This is a genomic window from Streptomyces sp. NPDC037100 (assembly GCF_055606225.1).
Genome location: NZ_JBVJSX010000012.1, coordinates 242,942 through 258,225, shown reverse-complemented (window position 1 = coordinate 258,225; position 15,284 = coordinate 242,942). Strand labels below are relative to the sequence as shown.

The following is a 15,284-nucleotide window of genomic DNA, read 5'->3' as shown; positions in this document are numbered from 1 at the left end:
TTCGTCTCCGCGTCAGGTCCGAGTGTTGCCGAGAGATTCACCTCGCACAAGGGGTTGCCACCGTTTATCCGCTGTCTCTAGGGTGCGGCAGCAGCGAAGCTTTCTGGTTCTGATCCGAAACTTTCGATACTCTTGAGGAGCGCATGATGGGCGACCCGGCACTGTCCCGCCGCGGCTTCCTGGCGGCCTCCGCCGCGGCCGGTCTGGGGATGACGGCACTGACCGCATGCGGCGGGGACTCGGACGGGGGGTCGTCCGGGACGACCACGATCGAATGGTGGAACATCTCCACCACCGAGCCGTCCAAGACCGTCTGGGCCGCTCTCGCGCGGAAGTTCGAGGCACAGAACCCCAAGGTCAAGATAAAGATCGTCCAGCTGGAGAACGACGCCTACAAGTCGAAGATGACGGCCCTGACCGCCTCCGGCAAGCTGCCCGACATCTTCCACACCTGGGGCGGCGGCGTGCTGAAGCAGCAGGTCGACGCGGGCCTCGTTGAGAACCTCACGGACCGGACCAAGCCGTGGGGCGACGCCCTGCTGCCGGTCGCCCGGGAGCCGTACCTGTTCGACGACCAGGCCTACGGCATCCCGTTCGACATCGGCATGATCGGCTTCTGGTACAACAAGGCGCTCTTCGAGAAGGCCGGCATCGCCGAGCCGCCGACGACCTGGAACGGCTTCCTCGACGCCGTACGCAAGCTGAAGGCCGCCAAGGTCACGCCCTTGGCCCTGGCCGGCAAGGAGAAGTGGCCCGGCATGTACTACTGGGCCTACCTCGCCATGCGCACCGCCGGGGCCGAAGCGTTGCAGAAGGCCTACGACGACAAGGACTTCACCGGCGCCCCGTTCGTCGAGGCGGGCGATCACCTGAAGGAACTCGTCGCCCTGCAGCCGTTCCAGAAGGGCTTCCTCGGCGCCGCCTACTCGTCGCCCACCGGCCAGGCCGCCGCCGTCGGCAACGGCAAGGCGGCCATGGAGCTCATGGGCCAGTGGGCGCCCACGGTGCAGGCCGACGCGGGCAAGGGTCTCGGCAAGGACCTCGGCTTCTTCCCGTTCCCCGCGGTCGAGGGCGGCAAGGGCGCCATCACCGAGGTGTTCGGCGGAGGCGGCGGGCACGCGCTGCGCAGGGGCGCCCCACAGGAGGCCGTCGACTTCCTCAAGTTCTTCGCGTCCGAGGCCACCGACCTGGAACTGGTCAAGAAGACCGGTGTCCTGCCCGTGGTCCCGGCGGCCGAGAGCGCCATCGCCGACCCCAACATCAAGGCCGTACAGGCCCAGTTGAAGGCCGCCACCGGCTTCCAGCTCTACCTCGACCAGGCGTACGCGCCCGCCGTCGGCCAGGAGGTCAACGACAGTGTGGCCGCGCTCATCGCGGGCTCCAAGTCGCCCGGGCAGGTCGCGCAGTCGATCACGAAGACCGCGAAGGAAGAGCAGTAGCCGGCGATGACCTCCACGTTCCTGCCGGACAAACGGACCGGCCCCGGAGCCGGTTCGCCGCCCCCGGCCGCGGCCCGGCCCACGGGGCGGACCCGGCGACGCGCGCTGCACTGGCTCACCGCGGCCGGCTTCCAGCTCCCGGCCCTGGTGCTGTTCATGGGGCTCGTGCTGCTGCCGATGCTGTTCGCCCTGTACGCCGCGTTCTTCCGCTGGGGCGGATTCGGCATGCCCTCCGACTACGTCGGCGGCGAGAACTTCACCCGCCTCTTCCAGGACGACGTCTTCCTCGGCGACCTGTGGCGCTGTCTGGTCCTGGTCGTGCTCTCGCTCGCCTTGCAGCTGCCGTTCGCACTCGCCATGGCCGTCCTGCTCAACCAGCGGATGCGCGGCCGGGCGGTCTACCGGATGCTGTTCTTCGCCCCGTACGTCCTGTCCGAGGCCATCACCGGCATCCTCTTCGGCATGATCTTCGCCCCGGACGACGGCTTCGCCGACCAGGTCCTCGGCAGGCTCGGCCTCGACGGGCTGGGCGGGGAGTGGTTCGCGGATCCGTCCACCGTCATGGCGACCGTGTTCCTGGTCATGACCTGGAAGTACTTCGGCTTCCACATGATGCTGTACCTGGCCGGGCTCCAGGCCGTCCCGAGGGAACTGACCGAGGCGGCGCTCATCGACGGGGCGAGTGCCTGGCAGCGCTTCCGCAACGTCACCCTGCCGCTGCTCGCGCCCACCCTGCGCATCAGCGTGTTCCTCGCGGTCATCGGGTCGATCCAGCTCTTCGACCTGGTGTGGGTGACGACCGCGGGCGGCCCCGACCACCACTCCGAGACCATGGCCGTGACCATGTTCCAGTACGGCTTCAAGCGCTACCAGGTCGGCTACGCCAGCGCGATCAGCGTGGTCATGTTCGGCATCAGCCTCGTCTTCGCCCTCGCCTACCAGCGGTTCGTCCTCCGGCGCGACCTTCAAGGGGCCACCACGACCATGCGGGGTGACGGAAAGTGACAGCCAGTCAGAAGACACGTGCACGCGGGAAGACCTGGAGCCTGCACCTCGTCCTGGTCGTCGTCGGGGCCGTCATGGCCGTCCCCCTGCTCTACGCGGCGCTCTCCGGCTTCAAGTCCACCGACGAGCTCTCCCGCAACCCGGTCGGACTGCCCGAGTCGTGGGTCACCTCCAACTACACCCAGATCCTCGGCTCGGGGGACTTCTGGCGGCTGATCGGCAACAGCACGCTGATCGCGGTGGGCACGACCGTCCTGGTCGTCGCGGTCTCCGCCCTGTCGGCCTTCTCCTTCGCGCGGTTCGCCTTCCGCGGCCGGGAGGTCCTGTTCACGCTGTTCACCATGGGGCTGATGTTCCCGTTCGCCGTGGCGGCCCTGCCGCTGTTCCTGCTGCTGCGCTCGCTGGACCTGCTGGACAACCCGCTCGGTGTGATCCTCCCGCAGGCCGCCTTCGGACTGCCGATGACGATCATCATCCTGCGGGGCTTCTTCCGGCAGATCCCCGGCGAGCTGGAGGAGGCGGCCACGCTCGACGGGTGCAGCTCGTTCGGCTTCTTCTGGCGGGTGCTGCTGCCCATGGCCCGGCCCGCGCTCGGCACGGTATCCGTGCTGGCCGTCGTCACCAGCTGGAACAACTTCTTCCTGCCGCTGCTGGTGTTCACCGACGCGCAGTGGTGGACCCTGCCGATCGGCGTCCAGCAGTTCCAGGGGCAGTACTCCGCGGAGTACGCCAAGGTCTTCGCCTATCTGGTGCTGGCCATGGTGCCCGCCCTCGCCTTCTACTCCGTCGCCGAGCGTCAGCTCGTGGGCGGCCTCACCGCCGGCGCCACCAAGGGCTGACGCGCGCCGCGAACGTACGGCTCTACCCACCCACCCGTTGTGAGGAGTCGCACCATGCGCACCACCCGTCTCAGACTCGTCGGCGCCGTCGCCGCGCTCCTGGTCGCCGCCGGCATCGGTGCCGGCACGCCCGCCCGGGCGGGTCACCATCAGCCCACCCTCGCCGACCTCGCACAGCGGCACGGCCGCTACTTCGGCAGCGCCACCGACAACCCCGAGCTCGTGGACGGGCCCTACAAGGCCCTGCTGGGCAGCGAGTTCGACCAGATCACACCCGGCAACGGCATGAAGTGGTACGCGACCGAGCCCCAGCAGGGGGTGTTCGACTTCTCAGCGGGCGATGAGATCGTGAACCTCGCCCGGGCCAACCGGCAGAAGGTGCGTGGCCACACCCTGGTCTGGCACAGCCAGCTGCCCGGATGGCTCACGGACAGGGAGTGGACGGCCCCCGAGCTGAGGGCCGTACTGAAGAAACACATCCAGACGGAGGTACGGCACTACCGGGGCAAGGTGTTCGCCTGGGACGTCGTCAACGAGGCGTTCAACGAGGACGGCACGTACCGGGAGTCGGTCTTCTACAAGACGCTGGGGCCCGGCTACATCGCCGACGCGCTGCGCTGGGCCCACCAGGCAGATCCACGGGTCAAGCTGTACCTCAACGACTACAACATCGAAGGCGTAGGCCCGAAGAGCGACGCCTACTACCGGCTGGCCAAGGAGCTCAAGGCGGCGGGCGTCCCGCTGCACGGCATCGGCCTGCAAGCTCATCTGGCTCTGCAGTACGGCTATCCGAGCACCCTCGAGGACAACCTTCGCCGCTTCTCCCGGCTCGGCCTCGACACCGCGCTCACCGAGGTCGACATACGGATGCAGCTGCCCGCGACCGAGGAGAAGCTGGCTCAGCAGGCCGAGTGGTACGCCGATCTGACCGAGGCGTGCCTGGCGGTCCGTCGCTGCGTGGGCATCACCCTGTGGGACTACACCGACAAGTACTCGTGGATCCCCGCGTTCTTCCCCGGCGAGGGCGCGGCCCTGCCGTGGGACGAGGAACTGCGGCGGAAGCCCGCGTACTTCGCGCTGCGTCAGGCGCTCGGGGGGAGGTAGCGGGGGGCGGGCGGCGCCCCACCGGACAGGGGGTGGTGGGGCGCCGTTCCTCGTATGGGGGGGCAGGCCAAAGGCGCCGTGCTCGCACGGACCACCAGTTCTGTGCCCAGCTCCACCCGCGATGAGTCCGGCTGCTCGTCACGGGTCAGACGGAGCACTGTGCGCACGGCCAGTCTGCCCATGTCGGCCAGGGGCTGGCGGACCGTCGTCAGAGGCGGTGCCGACCAGCGGACCTCCGGAAGGTCGTCGAAGCCGACCACGCTCATGTCCTGCGGCACCCGAAGACCGCGCCGGCGCAGTGCCTCGATCGCGCCGAGCGCCATCTGGTCGCTGGCCGCGAACAGCGCGGTCGGCGGCTCGGGCAGGTCGAGCAGGGTGTTGCAGGCGGTGAAACCGGACTCGGGGCGGAAGTCGCCGGGGACGACGAGGGAGGCGTCCATCGGGATGCCGGGCCCTTCCAGGGCCGCGCGGTAGCCGTCCAGGCGGGCCCGGGAACACAGCAGGCGGGGCGGTCCGGCGATCAGGCCGATCCGGCGGTGGCCGAGGGACAGCAGGTGCTCGGTGGCCGCCCGACCGCCCGCCCAGTTCGCGGCGCCGATCGTGGGGGCGTCGAGGGCCGCGGAGCCCGCCGGGTCGACGACCACCAGGGGCACGCCGAGGATGTTCAGCTCCTCGTGGAGTGTCGGATCCAGGGCGGACGTCACGAGGACGACCCCGTCACAGGCGCGGACCCTCAGGTTGCGCATCCACTCGCGGGCGTCGCCGGAACGCCCGTGGATGGCCGACACCACCGTGCCGACCCCGGCGGCGTGCGCGACCTCCTCGACCCCGCGGATGATCTCCACGGCCCAGGGGCTGTCGAGATCGTTGAAGACCAGGTCGAGCAGGGCGGCGCGGGTGCCGGGGGCCGCGAGACGCTTGCGATAACCGTGCCGGCGCAGCAGGTCCTCGACCCGGGCCCGGGTCCGCGGCGACACATCGGACCGGCCGTTGACGACCCGGGACACGGTCGGTACGGACACACCTGCCTGTCGGGCGATCTCCGTGATCGTGACCCTGACCCCGGCGTCGCCCCCAGCTGATCCCACCAGCCCCACCTCCGTCGACGGGTGACCGCGAAACTTCCAGGAGTCTTCCGGAAGGACGCATCCGTGGGAAGGCGTACGGGCCGGGAACGCCACGTGGCGGGAAGTGACGTTCAGTGACGGCTGTCGGACATGCGTAGGGGCCGGTGCGCAGGGTGTCCTGCGCACCGGCCCCGCATGTCGTACGGCGGGACAGCACCCCGCCGACGGCCTCAGGCGGCCGTCATCACCTGGCCGGCCACCGGACGGTGCGGGGCGATGGCCCGGCCGTCCGGCAGGAGTTCGCCGGTGTCCTCGAAGAGCACCACGCCGTTGCACAGCAGGCTCCACCCCTGCTCCGGGTGGTGCGCCACGAGGCGGGCGGATTCCCGGTCGGCGGATTCTGCTGAGGGGCACTGGGTCTGGTGCTGGCACATGGGTGGGATCTTTCGCTGTGTCGAGACGGACGGTGGTATTGACGTGTCCGAGTGGGCTGTCGTGTCTGTTCCGCGGCTAGAAGTGTCGTTCATGGCCGCCCCCCGTTGTGATAAGTCGTCGGAACCCAGTGTTGCCCCACGGGCGTCGATCCGCAGGGATTTCGCGGCACCGCTTCTCACAGGTTCAGGACGCGTCACCCGCGCGGACGGTTCATCCCAACTGGGCTGTCTCTTCGGGTGGTTCGCAGTAGCCGGATAGGGCTAGTCCGCTCGGGTCGACGTCTATTCCGGCTCGTACGAGCTATTCATCGCTCGTACGAGCGATCGTGTGAGCGATAGAGAGATCGTGCGAGCGGTCGGTGGTCGACCGGCGGTGAAAGAACGACCCCGCCGCCGGAATTCGGCGACGGGGTGGGGGAGCCGCGCGGTGCTTCAGGCGGGTGATCCGAGAAGTCTGTCGGGAGTCACTCGATGGGTGAGCACCGGGAGGAGTTCGGAGACGCGGTGCGGGCGGTGGGCCGCGATGCCGGGCGGCGCCGGCGCCAGCGGGACGAGCAGGTCGGTGGCGGCAGGGTGACCGGCGGCGGCGTCCGCGGAGCAGTCCTCGTGCAGCCAGAGCGTCAGCATGTACAGGCCGGGCACCGACAGCAGACGGGGCTGGTACGGCTGAGGCATCGTCTCGGCCTGACGCAGGGCGCGCTCGGTGGAGGTGATGTACGGGCCCTCGAAGAAGTGGGAGAAGGTCCAGCCGTCGGCGGTCAGCATGGTCTCCGCCGCCGCCACGACGTGGTCGCCGCAGCGGATCAGGAAGCGCCACCCGGCCAGCCGGGTCGCGGACACGCCCTCGGCCGTGACGTGGTCGAGGACGTGCACGGGCAGGGGCAGCTCGGGTGTGGCGGGTCCCTGGGTGCCGAGCAGGGAGGGAGTGCGGGCTTCGCGGACCGCTGTGGGCGAGGAGAGGGCGGTGAGGACGGAGCGGAGTGCGGGCGCGGGAGCCGGAGGGACATGCAGCGGCATGGTGGGTCGCCTCTCATTCAAAGGCACGGTGGCACGAGGGCGGGGGCGGACGGCGCTGTCTGCTCACGGGGGTCAGAGCGGCAGGGGCCGGGTCATGAGAACGAGAGGGGGTGGGGTCCGCGTCGCCTCGACGGCAGGACCCATCGACCGTGGGCGCCAACCTTCTGCCTTGTACGCGGAGTTTATACGACACGGGTTCAGACTGTGTTTCGTCTAGCCGTTTCCGGTGAGTAGAACAAGGGTACATTCGGTCGGCGATACGCGAGAATTATCCTGATTCCGGGAGGGCGTGTACGGCGATGACCTCGGCGAATGCCCGCGAACCGGTCGGCCCATTCTCGTCGGCGTTTTTCACGAGTTCTTAAGGCCCCCGAAACCCTCCTGTGCGTCATGCCGAGTGAATGTGCCACCGGTCACTCGTGACCAGCGTAGCGGGCGACGGGTCCGCCCGGGACGTTATCGATCGCCTTCGCTGGGCATCCTCCACCTGACCGGGACCCCGGCGGCCCTGGATCCTGGCCCGCAGCACCGAGGAAGGACGTTCGATGGGCGAGAAAGTCGCGGCAGGCAGGTTCGACCTGGCCGATCGCCAGCGCTACCGCGACAAGCTGCGTCAGTGCCTGACGGGCTTGGAGCGACTCCTGGCGGAGAAGCGGTTCGATCGGCCCAGGAACCTCATGGGGCTGGAGATCGAGCTGAATCTCGCGGGTGCCGACGGCATGCCGAAAATGTTGAACGGGCAAGTCCTCGAACGCATCGCGAGTCGCGATTTCCAAACAGAACTCGCCATGTTCAACCTGGAAGTGAACATTCCCCCACACCGTCTCGGGGGCCGGGTATTCGACCGTCTCGCGGAGGAACTCCGCACGTCGCTGGCATATGCCGACCGGAAAGCCGGCGAGGTCGACGCGGGCATTGTGATGATCGGTATTCTGCCGACTCTCGACCGTGACGACCTGGTGTCGTCGAACCTCTCCGACGTCGATCGGTACACCCTCCTCAACGACCAGATCGTGGCCGCCCGCGGCGAGGAGTTCACCCTCGACATCGACGGCGTGGAGCACCTGAGCTGCACCTCGAAGTCCATCGCGCCGGAGGCCGCCTGCACCTCCGTGCAGCTGCACCTGCAGGTGACCCCGGCCCGCTTCGCCGACGTGTGGAACGCGGCCCAGGCGGTTGCCGCCGCGCAGATCGCCGTCGGCGCCAACTCGCCCTTCCTCTTCGGCCGGGAGCTGTGGCGCGAGTCGCGGCCCCCGCTGTTCCAGCAGTCCACCGACACCCGCCCGCCCGAGCTGCAGGCCCAGGGCGTCCGGCCGCGCACCTGGTTCGGGGAACGCTGGGTCACCTCGGCGTACGACCTCTTCGAGGAGAACCTGCGCTACTACCCGGCCCTGCTGCCGATCTGCGACGACGAGGACCCGCTCGAGGTGCTCGACCAGGGCGGCACGCCGTCGCTCGCCGAACTCGTCCTGCACAACGGCACGATCTACCGCTGGAACCGCCCGGTCTACGGCATCGCCGACGGCGTCCCGCACCTGCGCGTGGAGAACCGCGTCCTGCCGGCCGGGCCCACCGTCATCGACGTCGTCGCCAACGCGGCCTTCTTCTACGGCGTCGTCCGGGCGCTCGCGGAGGAGTCCCGGCCGGTGTGGTCCCGGCTGCCCTTCGAGGCGGCCGCCGCCAACTTCGACGCCGCGTGCAAGGACGGCATCGACGCCCGCTTCACCTGGCCCAGGCGCGGCCGGTACAGCGGCACCACCGAGGTCGACGCGGTGAGCCTGATCCGCGACGAACTGCTGCCGCTGGCCGAAGCCGGGCTGGACGCCTGGGGTGTCGAGCCGGCCGACCGCGATCTGTACCTGGGCGTGATCGAGGAGCGGTGCCGGCGCCGGGTGAACGGGGCGAGCTGGCAGGCGGCCACCTTCCACAAGGCACTGGACGCGGGCCTCTCCCGGGAGGACGCGCTGGCCGCCACGACCCGGCGTTACCGCGAGCTGATGCACAAGGGCGAGCCGGTGCACAGCTGGCCGGTGGGGCTGCCGGAGCCGGCGTCGCTGGCCTGACATCGCGGCCGGCGGCGGACGCTGCGCGTGGCTGTCGCCGGTGACGCTAGCGGGGCCAACATCGCGAGGCGGTAGCCGCCGGTGACGCCGCAAGCCGGGACCGACAAGCCGGGGTCGGCATCACGAGGCGGTAGCCGCCGGGGTGACGCCGCAAGCCGGGACCGACAAGCCGGGGTCGGGCATCGCGAGGCGGGAAGTTGCCGGGGTGACGCCGTGGCCCGTGTCGCCGGGCCGACGCCGCCTCAGGGGTGAGATCCCGCTGCCGCCATACTGATCCGACAGGTCGGTGAAGTGGAGGCGGGTGTGCAGGCGGAGGCGAGCCCGGTGGGCGATTCCATTCCCCAGCAGGGGCTCTCACGGCGGATGCTCCGCAACGAGACGCTGCTGGTCCTCGCGCTGTCGCTGGGCGCGAGCGGGCTGTCGGCGCTGATCAGCTTCATCGGGTCGGTCACCAAGCCGGGCGGCCTCAAGGACCAGGCGGCCACGATGAACGCCTCGGCCGCGCCAGGCCGGCCCTGGCTCGACCTCGCCTGGCAGCTCTTCGGGATCACCACGGCGCTCGTGCCCGTCGCGCTCGTCGCACACTTCCTGCTCCGCGAGGGAGCGAGCCTGCGCACGATCGGCTTCGACCGCACCCGCCCCTGGCCCGACCTCGGCCGCGGAGCGGCCATCGCCGCGGTCATCGGCAGCACCGGCATCGCCTTCTACCTGGCGGCCCGCGGCCTCGGCTTCAACCTCACCGTGGTGCCCGAGGCGCTGCCGGCGGTGTGGTGGAAATACCCGGTGCTGATCCTCTCGGCGGTGCAGAACGCCGTGCTCGAGGAAGTGATCGTCGTCGGCTACCTGCTGCGCCGCATGGGCCAGCTGGGCTGGACGCCGACGGCCGCGCTGGCCGGCAGCGCCGTTCTGCGCGGGTCCTACCACCTTTACCAGGGGATCGGCGGCTTCATCGGGAACATGGTGATGGGCGTCGTCTTCGTGTATCTCTACCGCCGCTGGGGGCGCGTCGGCCCGCTCGTGGTGGCCCACTCGCTGCTCGACATCGGGGCGTTCGTCGGGTACGCGCTGCTGGCAGGCAAGGTGGGCTGGCTGCCGACGGCGTGAAGCAGTGAGCGGAAGGGGCGTACGACGGTGTCGTGCGCCCCTTCACTCGTCTCAGGCCAGCAGCTCGCCCTCGATGACCGTGACCGCCGTGCCCGTCAGCAGGGTGCGGTCGCCGCGCAGCTCGGTACGGATCCGGCCGGAGCGGAGTGAGGCCTGGAGGCCGGTGAGGCGGGGGCGGCCCAGGCGCTCGGACCAGAACGGGGCGAGTGCCGTGTGGGCGCTGCCGGTCACCGGGTCCTCGTCGATGCCGACGTTCGGGAAGAAGCAGCGCGAGACGAAGTCGTGGCCTTTGGCGGGGTCCTCGGCGCGGGCCGTGGCGATCACACCGCGCTCGGAGTGGGCGGCGAGAGCCGTCAGATCCGGGGCGAGGGCGTGCACCGTCTGCTCGTCGGCGACCTCGACGAGCAGGTCGCCGACGTTCGGGCCGGTGTCGAGGACCGTGAGCACCTCCGTGCCCAGCGCCTCGGCGAGACCTCGGGGCGGATCGATCCGAGTGAGCGGTGCCGTCGGGAAGTCCAGGGTGACGGAGCCGTCCGCCGCGGGCGTGGCGACGACGACGCCGCTGCGGGTGGCGAACCGCACCGGCCCCGCGTGGGCGCCGGTCGTGTGCAGGACGTGGGCGGTGGCGAGGGTGGCGTGGCCGCACATCGCCACCTCGGTGACCGGAGTGAACCAGCGCAGCGCCCAGTCCGCCTCGGAGCCCTCGGGGAGCGGGTGGGCGAAGGCCGTCTCGGCATGGTTGACCTCCAGGGCGACGTTCTGCAGCCAGGTGTCGTCCGGGAAGGCGTCCGCGCCGGACAGGAGCAGGACCCCGGCCGGGTTGCCGGAGAAGGGGCGATCGGTGAAGGCGTCGACGATTCGGATCCGCATGCCCCGACGTTAGGGCGCCCACGAAGCAGCAGGCCAAGGCCAATTCGCACCCGCTGGCCCGGTTCCGCCGGCAGGAAACCTCGGGGAGGGCCTTGTCGGGTGAGGCTTACCGATATATCGTTGAAGTATCGCGACAGATCAACGATGGAATGGAGAGTGGTTGCGATGCGTACCCACGGATTCGAGCGTGGACATGGACACGGCGGCCCGCACCACGGTCGGGGCGGCTTCGAAGGGCTGCGTGCCGCCTTCGGCCCCTTCGGGCCGGGTGGCCCGGGCGGCCCCGGCTGGGGCGGGCCCGGTGGACCGGGCTTCGGCCCGGGCCCCTGGGGTGGCCGAGGGCGCGGGGGGCCCAGGGGGAGGGCGCGGCGCGGTGACGTACGCGCCTCGATCCTGGCCCTGCTGAAGGACCGGCCGATGCACGGCTACGAGATGATCCAGGAGATCGCCGAGCGCAGCGGCGGGGCGTGGAAGCCCAGTCCCGGCTCGGTGTACCCCACCCTCCAGTTGCTGGAGGACGAGGGGCTGATCGCCAGTGCCTCCGAGGGCGGCAAGAAGCTGTTCTCACTCACCGAGGCGGGCCGTGAGGCCGCCGAGGAGGGGCCCGACGCTCCCTGGGAGGAAGCCTCCCGCGGGGTCGACTGGGAGGCTCTCGGTGAGGTCCGTCAGGCGGGCTTCGGTCTGATGGAGGCCTTCGGCCAGGTCTGGAAGACCGGCAGCAAGGAGCAGCGGGAGAAGGCCCTCGGTGTCATCAACGAGGCCCGCAAGAAGCTGTATCTCATCCTCGCCGACGAGGCCTGAACCGCGTACGGCACGAGGCGCCCCCGGAGTGGTCCGGGGGCGCTTCGGCGTGCCGGGGTGTCAGGTCACCAGCCCGTCCAGCTTGCGCAGCGACTCGTGCAGGGCTGCCGTCGCCGAGTCCTTGAGCTTGCCCGCCATCAGGGACACCGTCGCGCCCGTGAACTCGCCGTCGATGCGGACCGTCGTGGCGTCGCCGTCGGGCGTGAGGGTGTAGCGCGTCGCGACGGTCACCGCCATCGGGCCCTTGCCTCGGATGGCGAGCACCCGTGCCGGTCGCAGTTCCTCCACGGTCCACGCCACCTCGGCCGGGAAGTTCATCAGGCGCATGTTCTCCTGGAACGTCGCGCCCACTTCGAGGGGCTCCGGACCCCCCGCCGGGAAGCTCGTGTGGGTCGCGTTCCATTCGCCGTACGCGGACCAGTCGGTGAGCTTCGCCCACACCGTGCCGGCCGGCGCCCCGATGCGGGCCTGCGCGCTGACTTCGGCCATGCGACCACCTCTCCGTATCGGGCTGGGTGCCGCGGAACGTAGCCGCGACGGCCGCAATGTTCAATACTGACGAACCGTCAGAACGGGGCCGGGGTCCCACCCGGTCTGCCTGATCTCCTCCGCAAGGAGGAGATTCCGGCCGGCGGAGTCCACTTCCCGTGGGACGCGAACATGCTTCCCGCCGAGGATGACGCGGGCCCGCGGGACTGGTGGGCTAGAGGATGTGCAACCCCGTACCCCCCGGCAGTCGGCCCATGAGCACGGCATTCAGCGCGTGGACAACGATGCCAGGCTCAGTGACGAGCTGGCGTCGGTGGTCGGTGGTGCCCGGCGCCGGGCCGTCCGGGACGGCGACCGGCAGATCGACACCGCCCATCTGCTCCACTCGCTGCTGGAGTCCGACCCCGAGGTGCGTGCCGCCTTCGTCGAGGGGCCGCAGATCGCGCGCCTGCTCGGCTATCTCGTCCAGCGCAGCATCGGGTACGGCTTGCGCTGGCAGAGCGGAATCGAAGACTCCGGCGCCGTCCCCGTGGTGACGGAGACGGCGGGTTTCTCGCCGCTCGCCGCCGCGTGCATGGAGTACGCCTGCGAGCGTGCCGCCGAGCGCGGCGGTCCGGCTCGTGGCACCGACCTGCTCGCGGCGATCGTCGTCGACCCGCAGGCTCGTGCGGTCGAGGTGCTCGGACGGGCCGGCGTCGACCCGCGCGAGGTGCTCGCCCGGCTCGACGGCCGGTCCGGCGTCGCCGAGGAGTGCGGCGAAGCCGCCCACTGAGCGGTACGGCGTGGGGCCGGTCGTCACGTCCAGGCGGTGAGACAGGTGTCATAGGGGATGACGCTCCTGTCGTGGCCTGTCATCATGTGCCGGTGCGTACCACTGACAGCAGCGTGAGCGGGCGTGGCAGGGGCGTGGGGCTCGGACTCGCCCTCCTGTCCGCGGTGGCCTTCGGCGGATCCGGTGTCGCGGCCAAGCCGCTGATCGAGGCGGGCCTGGACCCGCTGCACGTGGTGTGGCTGCGGGTGGCCGGGGCGGCCCTGGTCATGCTGCCGCTGGCCGTGCGACACCGCGCGCTGCTGCGCAGGCGCCCCGGACTGCTCGCCGGGTTCGGGCTGCTGGCCGTAGCCGGTGTCCAGGCCTGCTACTTCGCGGCGCTCTCCCGGATCCCCGTCGGGGTGGCGCTGCTCATCGAGTACCTGGCGCCCGCACTGGTGCTGGGCTGGGTGCGGTTCGTGCAGAAGCGGCCCGTCACGCGCGCCGCGGCCGTCGGTGTCGTGCTCGCGGTCGGCGGACTCGCCTGTGTGGTGGAGGTGTGGTCGGGCCTCGGGTTCGACGCGCTGGGGCTGCTGCTCGCGCTCGGCGCGGCCTGTTGCCAGGTGGGCTACTTCGTCCTGTCCGACCAGGGCAGCGACGCCGGGGACGAGGCGCCCGACCCGCTCGGCGTCATCGCCTACGGGCTGCTCGTCGGCGCGGCGGTGCTGACCGTCGTCGCCCGGCCCTGGACCATGGACTGGTCGGTGCTCGGGGGCACCGCGAGCATGGACGGCAGACCCGTCGCCGCCGTCGTGCTGCTGGCGTGGATCGTCCTGGTCGCCACGGTGGTCGCCTACGTCACCGGTGTGGTCTCCGTGCGCCGGCTCTCCCCGCAGGTCGCCGGGGTCGTGGCCTGTCTCGAGGCGGTCGTCGCCACCGTCCTGGCCTGGGTCCTGCTCGGCGAGCACCTCTCGGCACCGCAGATCGCCGGTGGCGCGATCGTGCTGGTGGGCGCGTTCATTGCGCAGTCCTCGACGCCCTCGAAGGGGTCCGGGCAGCCGGTGGCGAGCGGCGGCCCGGAAAGGGAATTGTCCAGGCGGGGGCCCAGCGCCTAGGGTGTCGATCATGCCTTCGAACGCGCTCGTTCTTCCGCCTCCGGCCGCCTGAGGCGGGCCCTCCGGAAACCGCGCCCGACGATGTGCCGCCGCGCAGAACGGTGCTGCCCGCAGACGAAGTCCATGGACCCCGCTGATCACGACTGATCCGGGGCCCTTCCCGAACTTCCGCGCACCCGGCCGCCGCCCGACGCGGGCGCGGCATGCCGTGCGCGTCTGCGGAGAGAACACGTGTCGAACACTGCCTCCGGCCTGCCCGTCGGGCGAGGCCTCCTCTATCTGATCGTCGCCGGTGTCGCCTGGGGCACCGCGGGCGCGGCCGCCTCCCTGGTCTACCGGGCCAGTGACTTGGGGCCGGTCGCCCTCTCCTTCTGGCGCTGCGCCGCCGGCCTCGTGCTGCTGCTCGCCGTGCGCCCGCTGCGGCCGAGCGCCCAGGACCCTGTGCGGCAGCCGCTCGGTCGCCGGGCTTTGCGGGCCGGGATCACCGGGGTCGGGCTCGCCGTCTTCCAGACCGCGTACTTCGCGGCCGTCTCCGCCACCGGTCTGGCCGTGGCCACCCTCGTCACGCTGGGCGCGGGACCCGTCCTCATCACGCTCGGCGCCCGGCTGACCCTGGCCGAGCGACTGGGCCGTGGCGGCGCCGTAGCCGTCCTGGGCGCCCTCGCCGGGCTCGCCGTTCTCGTCCTCGGGGGCGGCGGCCCGACCGTGCGCCCGGTAGGTGTGCTGCTCGCGCTGTTGTCCGCGGCCGGATACTGCGCGATGACGCTGCTCACCCGCCGGTGGGGCCGCGACGGCGAAGGTGACGCCACGCGGACGACCGTCGAGGCCTTCGCCGTCACGAGCCTGTGCCTGTTGCCCTTCGCCCTGGCGGAGGGAGTGCTGCCGCACACCGAGGAGCCGGGCCGGCTCGTGCTCCTGCTGCTCTATGCCGCCGCCGTCCCCACGGCGCTCGCCTACGGCCTCTACTTCGCGGGCGCGGCCGTCGTACGGTCCGCCACCGTTTCGGTGATCATGCTGCTCGAACCGGTGAGCGCGGCGGTGCTCGCCGTCGTCCTGCTCGGTGAGCACCTGACGACGGCGACGCTGGCCGGGACCCTGCTGATGCTGGGCTCGGTGGCGGGCCTGGCGGTGGGGGAGACCCGGGGCGCGCGGAGGAGGGAGGAGCCGGTGACGGCCGTCTGAGGCGGGG

The 15,284-nt window shown here is 70.8% G+C and carries 15 protein-coding genes; 10 read left to right on the top strand and 5 right to left on the bottom strand.

Going from position 1 to position 15,284, the window contains the following annotated elements; translation table 11 throughout:
• Nucleotides 1-146: 146 nt before the first annotated feature.
• The 4 genes from ACZ7EG_RS33125 to ACZ7EG_RS33110 all read left to right on the top strand — a co-directional run bounded on the left by ACZ7EG_RS33125 (nt 147) and on the right by ACZ7EG_RS33110 (nt 4,387).
• Nucleotides 147-1,439, top strand: coding sequence for an extracellular solute-binding protein (locus ACZ7EG_RS33125; protein WP_471087201.1), 1,293 nt, complete (start codon nt 147-149; stop codon nt 1,437-1,439).
• A gap of 6 nt (nt 1,440-1,445) precedes the next feature.
• On the top strand, nt 1,446-2,444 hold the full coding sequence (locus ACZ7EG_RS33120; RefSeq protein WP_471087115.1) for a carbohydrate ABC transporter permease: 999 nt from the start codon (nt 1,446-1,448) through the stop codon (nt 2,442-2,444).
• A 74-nt stretch (nt 2,445-2,518) separates the two neighbouring features.
• A complete protein-coding gene (locus ACZ7EG_RS33115) occupies nt 2,519-3,283 on the top strand; it encodes a carbohydrate ABC transporter permease (protein ID WP_471087198.1) in 765 nt (254 codons plus the stop codon).
• Nucleotides 3,284-3,337: 54 nt separating this feature from the next.
• On the top strand, nt 3,338-4,387 hold the full coding sequence (locus tag ACZ7EG_RS33110; protein ID WP_471087112.1) for an endo-1,4-beta-xylanase: 1,050 nt from the start codon (nt 3,338-3,340) through the stop codon (nt 4,385-4,387).
• Here ACZ7EG_RS33110 and ACZ7EG_RS33105 read toward each other — a convergent pair.
• The 3 genes from ACZ7EG_RS33105 to ACZ7EG_RS33095 all read right to left on the bottom strand — a co-directional run bounded on the left by ACZ7EG_RS33105 (nt 4,366) and on the right by ACZ7EG_RS33095 (nt 6,905).
• Nucleotides 4,366-5,475, bottom strand: a complete 1,110-nt coding sequence (locus ACZ7EG_RS33105) for a LacI family DNA-binding transcriptional regulator (protein ID WP_471087109.1) — start codon at nt 5,473-5,475, stop codon at nt 4,366-4,368. The two genes, ACZ7EG_RS33110 and ACZ7EG_RS33105, sit on opposite strands and share 22 nt — an antisense overlap.
• Before the next feature lie 209 nt (nt 5,476-5,684).
• Nucleotides 5,685-5,888 carry a DUF5999 family protein gene (locus tag ACZ7EG_RS33100; protein ID WP_398665845.1) on the bottom strand — a complete coding sequence of 68 codons (204 nt, stop codon included), beginning with the start codon at nt 5,886-5,888 and terminating at the stop codon, nt 5,685-5,687.
• A gap of 432 nt (nt 5,889-6,320) precedes the next feature.
• Complete coding sequence (locus ACZ7EG_RS33095; RefSeq protein ID WP_471087105.1) at nt 6,321-6,905, bottom strand: hypothetical protein; 585 nt, start codon at nt 6,903-6,905, stop codon at nt 6,321-6,323.
• A 545-nt stretch (nt 6,906-7,450) separates the two neighbouring features.
• On the opposite strand from ACZ7EG_RS33095, the gene ACZ7EG_RS33090 reads away from it, so the two are divergent.
• Nucleotides 7,451-8,968 carry a glutamate-cysteine ligase family protein gene (locus ACZ7EG_RS33090; protein ID WP_471087102.1) on the top strand — a complete coding sequence of 506 codons (1,518 nt, stop codon included), beginning with the start codon at nt 7,451-7,453 and terminating at the stop codon, nt 8,966-8,968.
• Nucleotides 8,969-9,271: 303 nt separating this feature from the next.
• Nucleotides 9,272-10,072, top strand: a complete 801-nt coding sequence (locus ACZ7EG_RS33085; RefSeq protein ID WP_471087099.1) for a CPBP family intramembrane glutamic endopeptidase — start codon at nt 9,272-9,274, stop codon at nt 10,070-10,072.
• Nucleotides 10,073-10,123: 51 nt separating this feature from the next.
• Here ACZ7EG_RS33085 and ACZ7EG_RS33080 read toward each other — a convergent pair whose 3' ends face one another.
• A complete protein-coding gene (locus ACZ7EG_RS33080; protein ID WP_471087096.1) occupies nt 10,124-10,942 on the bottom strand; it encodes a PhzF family phenazine biosynthesis protein in 819 nt (272 codons plus the stop codon).
• A 165-nt stretch (nt 10,943-11,107) separates the two neighbouring features.
• Between ACZ7EG_RS33080 and ACZ7EG_RS33075 the strand changes: the two genes are divergently transcribed.
• Nucleotides 11,108-11,743, top strand: coding sequence for a PadR family transcriptional regulator (locus ACZ7EG_RS33075; protein ID WP_471087093.1), 636 nt, complete (start codon nt 11,108-11,110; stop codon nt 11,741-11,743).
• Nucleotides 11,744-11,803: 60 nt separating this feature from the next.
• On the opposite strand, the gene ACZ7EG_RS33070 is transcribed toward ACZ7EG_RS33075, so the two are convergent.
• The gene (locus ACZ7EG_RS33070) at nt 11,804-12,232 is read right to left on the bottom strand and encodes a type II toxin-antitoxin system Rv0910 family toxin (RefSeq protein ID WP_471087090.1); all 429 of its coding nucleotides are present in this window, start codon (nt 12,230-12,232) and stop codon (nt 11,804-11,806) included.
• 223 nt (nt 12,233-12,455) lie between these two features.
• On the opposite strand from ACZ7EG_RS33070, the gene ACZ7EG_RS33065 reads away from it, so the two are divergent.
• The 3 genes from ACZ7EG_RS33065 (at nt 12,456) to ACZ7EG_RS33055 (ending at nt 15,277) form a co-directional block, all read left to right on the top strand.
• The gene (locus ACZ7EG_RS33065) at nt 12,456-13,004 is read left to right on the top strand and encodes a Clp protease N-terminal domain-containing protein (RefSeq protein WP_471087087.1); all 549 of its coding nucleotides are present in this window, start codon (nt 12,456-12,458) and stop codon (nt 13,002-13,004) included.
• An 86-nt stretch (nt 13,005-13,090) separates the two neighbouring features.
• The gene (locus tag ACZ7EG_RS33060; RefSeq protein WP_471087195.1) at nt 13,091-14,095 is read left to right on the top strand and encodes an EamA family transporter; all 1,005 of its coding nucleotides are present in this window, start codon (nt 13,091-13,093) and stop codon (nt 14,093-14,095) included.
• A 231-nt stretch (nt 14,096-14,326) separates the two neighbouring features.
• On the top strand, nt 14,327-15,277 hold the full coding sequence (locus ACZ7EG_RS33055; protein ID WP_471087084.1) for a DMT family transporter: 951 nt from the start codon (nt 14,327-14,329) through the stop codon (nt 15,275-15,277).
• The last annotated feature ends 7 nt before the right edge of the window (nt 15,278-15,284 follow it).

Coding starts and splice junctions, on each gene's coding strand:
- ACZ7EG_RS33120 (WP_471087115.1), top strand. CDS start 1,446: ATGACCTCCACGTTCCTGCCGGACAAACGGACCGGCCCCGGAGCCGGT.
- ACZ7EG_RS33090 (WP_471087102.1), top strand. CDS start 7,451: ATGGGCGAGAAAGTCGCGGCAGGCAGGTTCGACCTGGCCGATCGCCAG.
- ACZ7EG_RS33110 (WP_471087112.1), top strand. CDS start 3,338: ATGCGCACCACCCGTCTCAGACTCGTCGGCGCCGTCGCCGCGCTCCTG.
- ACZ7EG_RS33115 (WP_471087198.1), top strand. CDS start 2,519: ATGGCCGTCCCCCTGCTCTACGCGGCGCTCTCCGGCTTCAAGTCCACC.
- ACZ7EG_RS33075 (WP_471087093.1), top strand. CDS start 11,108: ATGCGTACCCACGGATTCGAGCGTGGACATGGACACGGCGGCCCGCAC.
- ACZ7EG_RS33100 (WP_398665845.1), bottom strand. CDS start 5,888: ATGTGCCAGCACCAGACCCAGTGCCCCTCAGCAGAATCCGCCGACCGG.
- ACZ7EG_RS33080 (WP_471087096.1), bottom strand. CDS start 10,942: ATGCGGATCCGAATCGTCGACGCCTTCACCGATCGCCCCTTCTCCGGC.
- ACZ7EG_RS33125 (WP_471087201.1), top strand. CDS start 147: ATGGGCGACCCGGCACTGTCCCGCCGCGGCTTCCTGGCGGCCTCCGCC.
- ACZ7EG_RS33095 (WP_471087105.1), bottom strand. CDS start 6,905: ATGCCGCTGCATGTCCCTCCGGCTCCCGCGCCCGCACTCCGCTCCGTC.
- ACZ7EG_RS33070 (WP_471087090.1), bottom strand. CDS start 12,232: ATGGCCGAAGTCAGCGCGCAGGCCCGCATCGGGGCGCCGGCCGGCACG.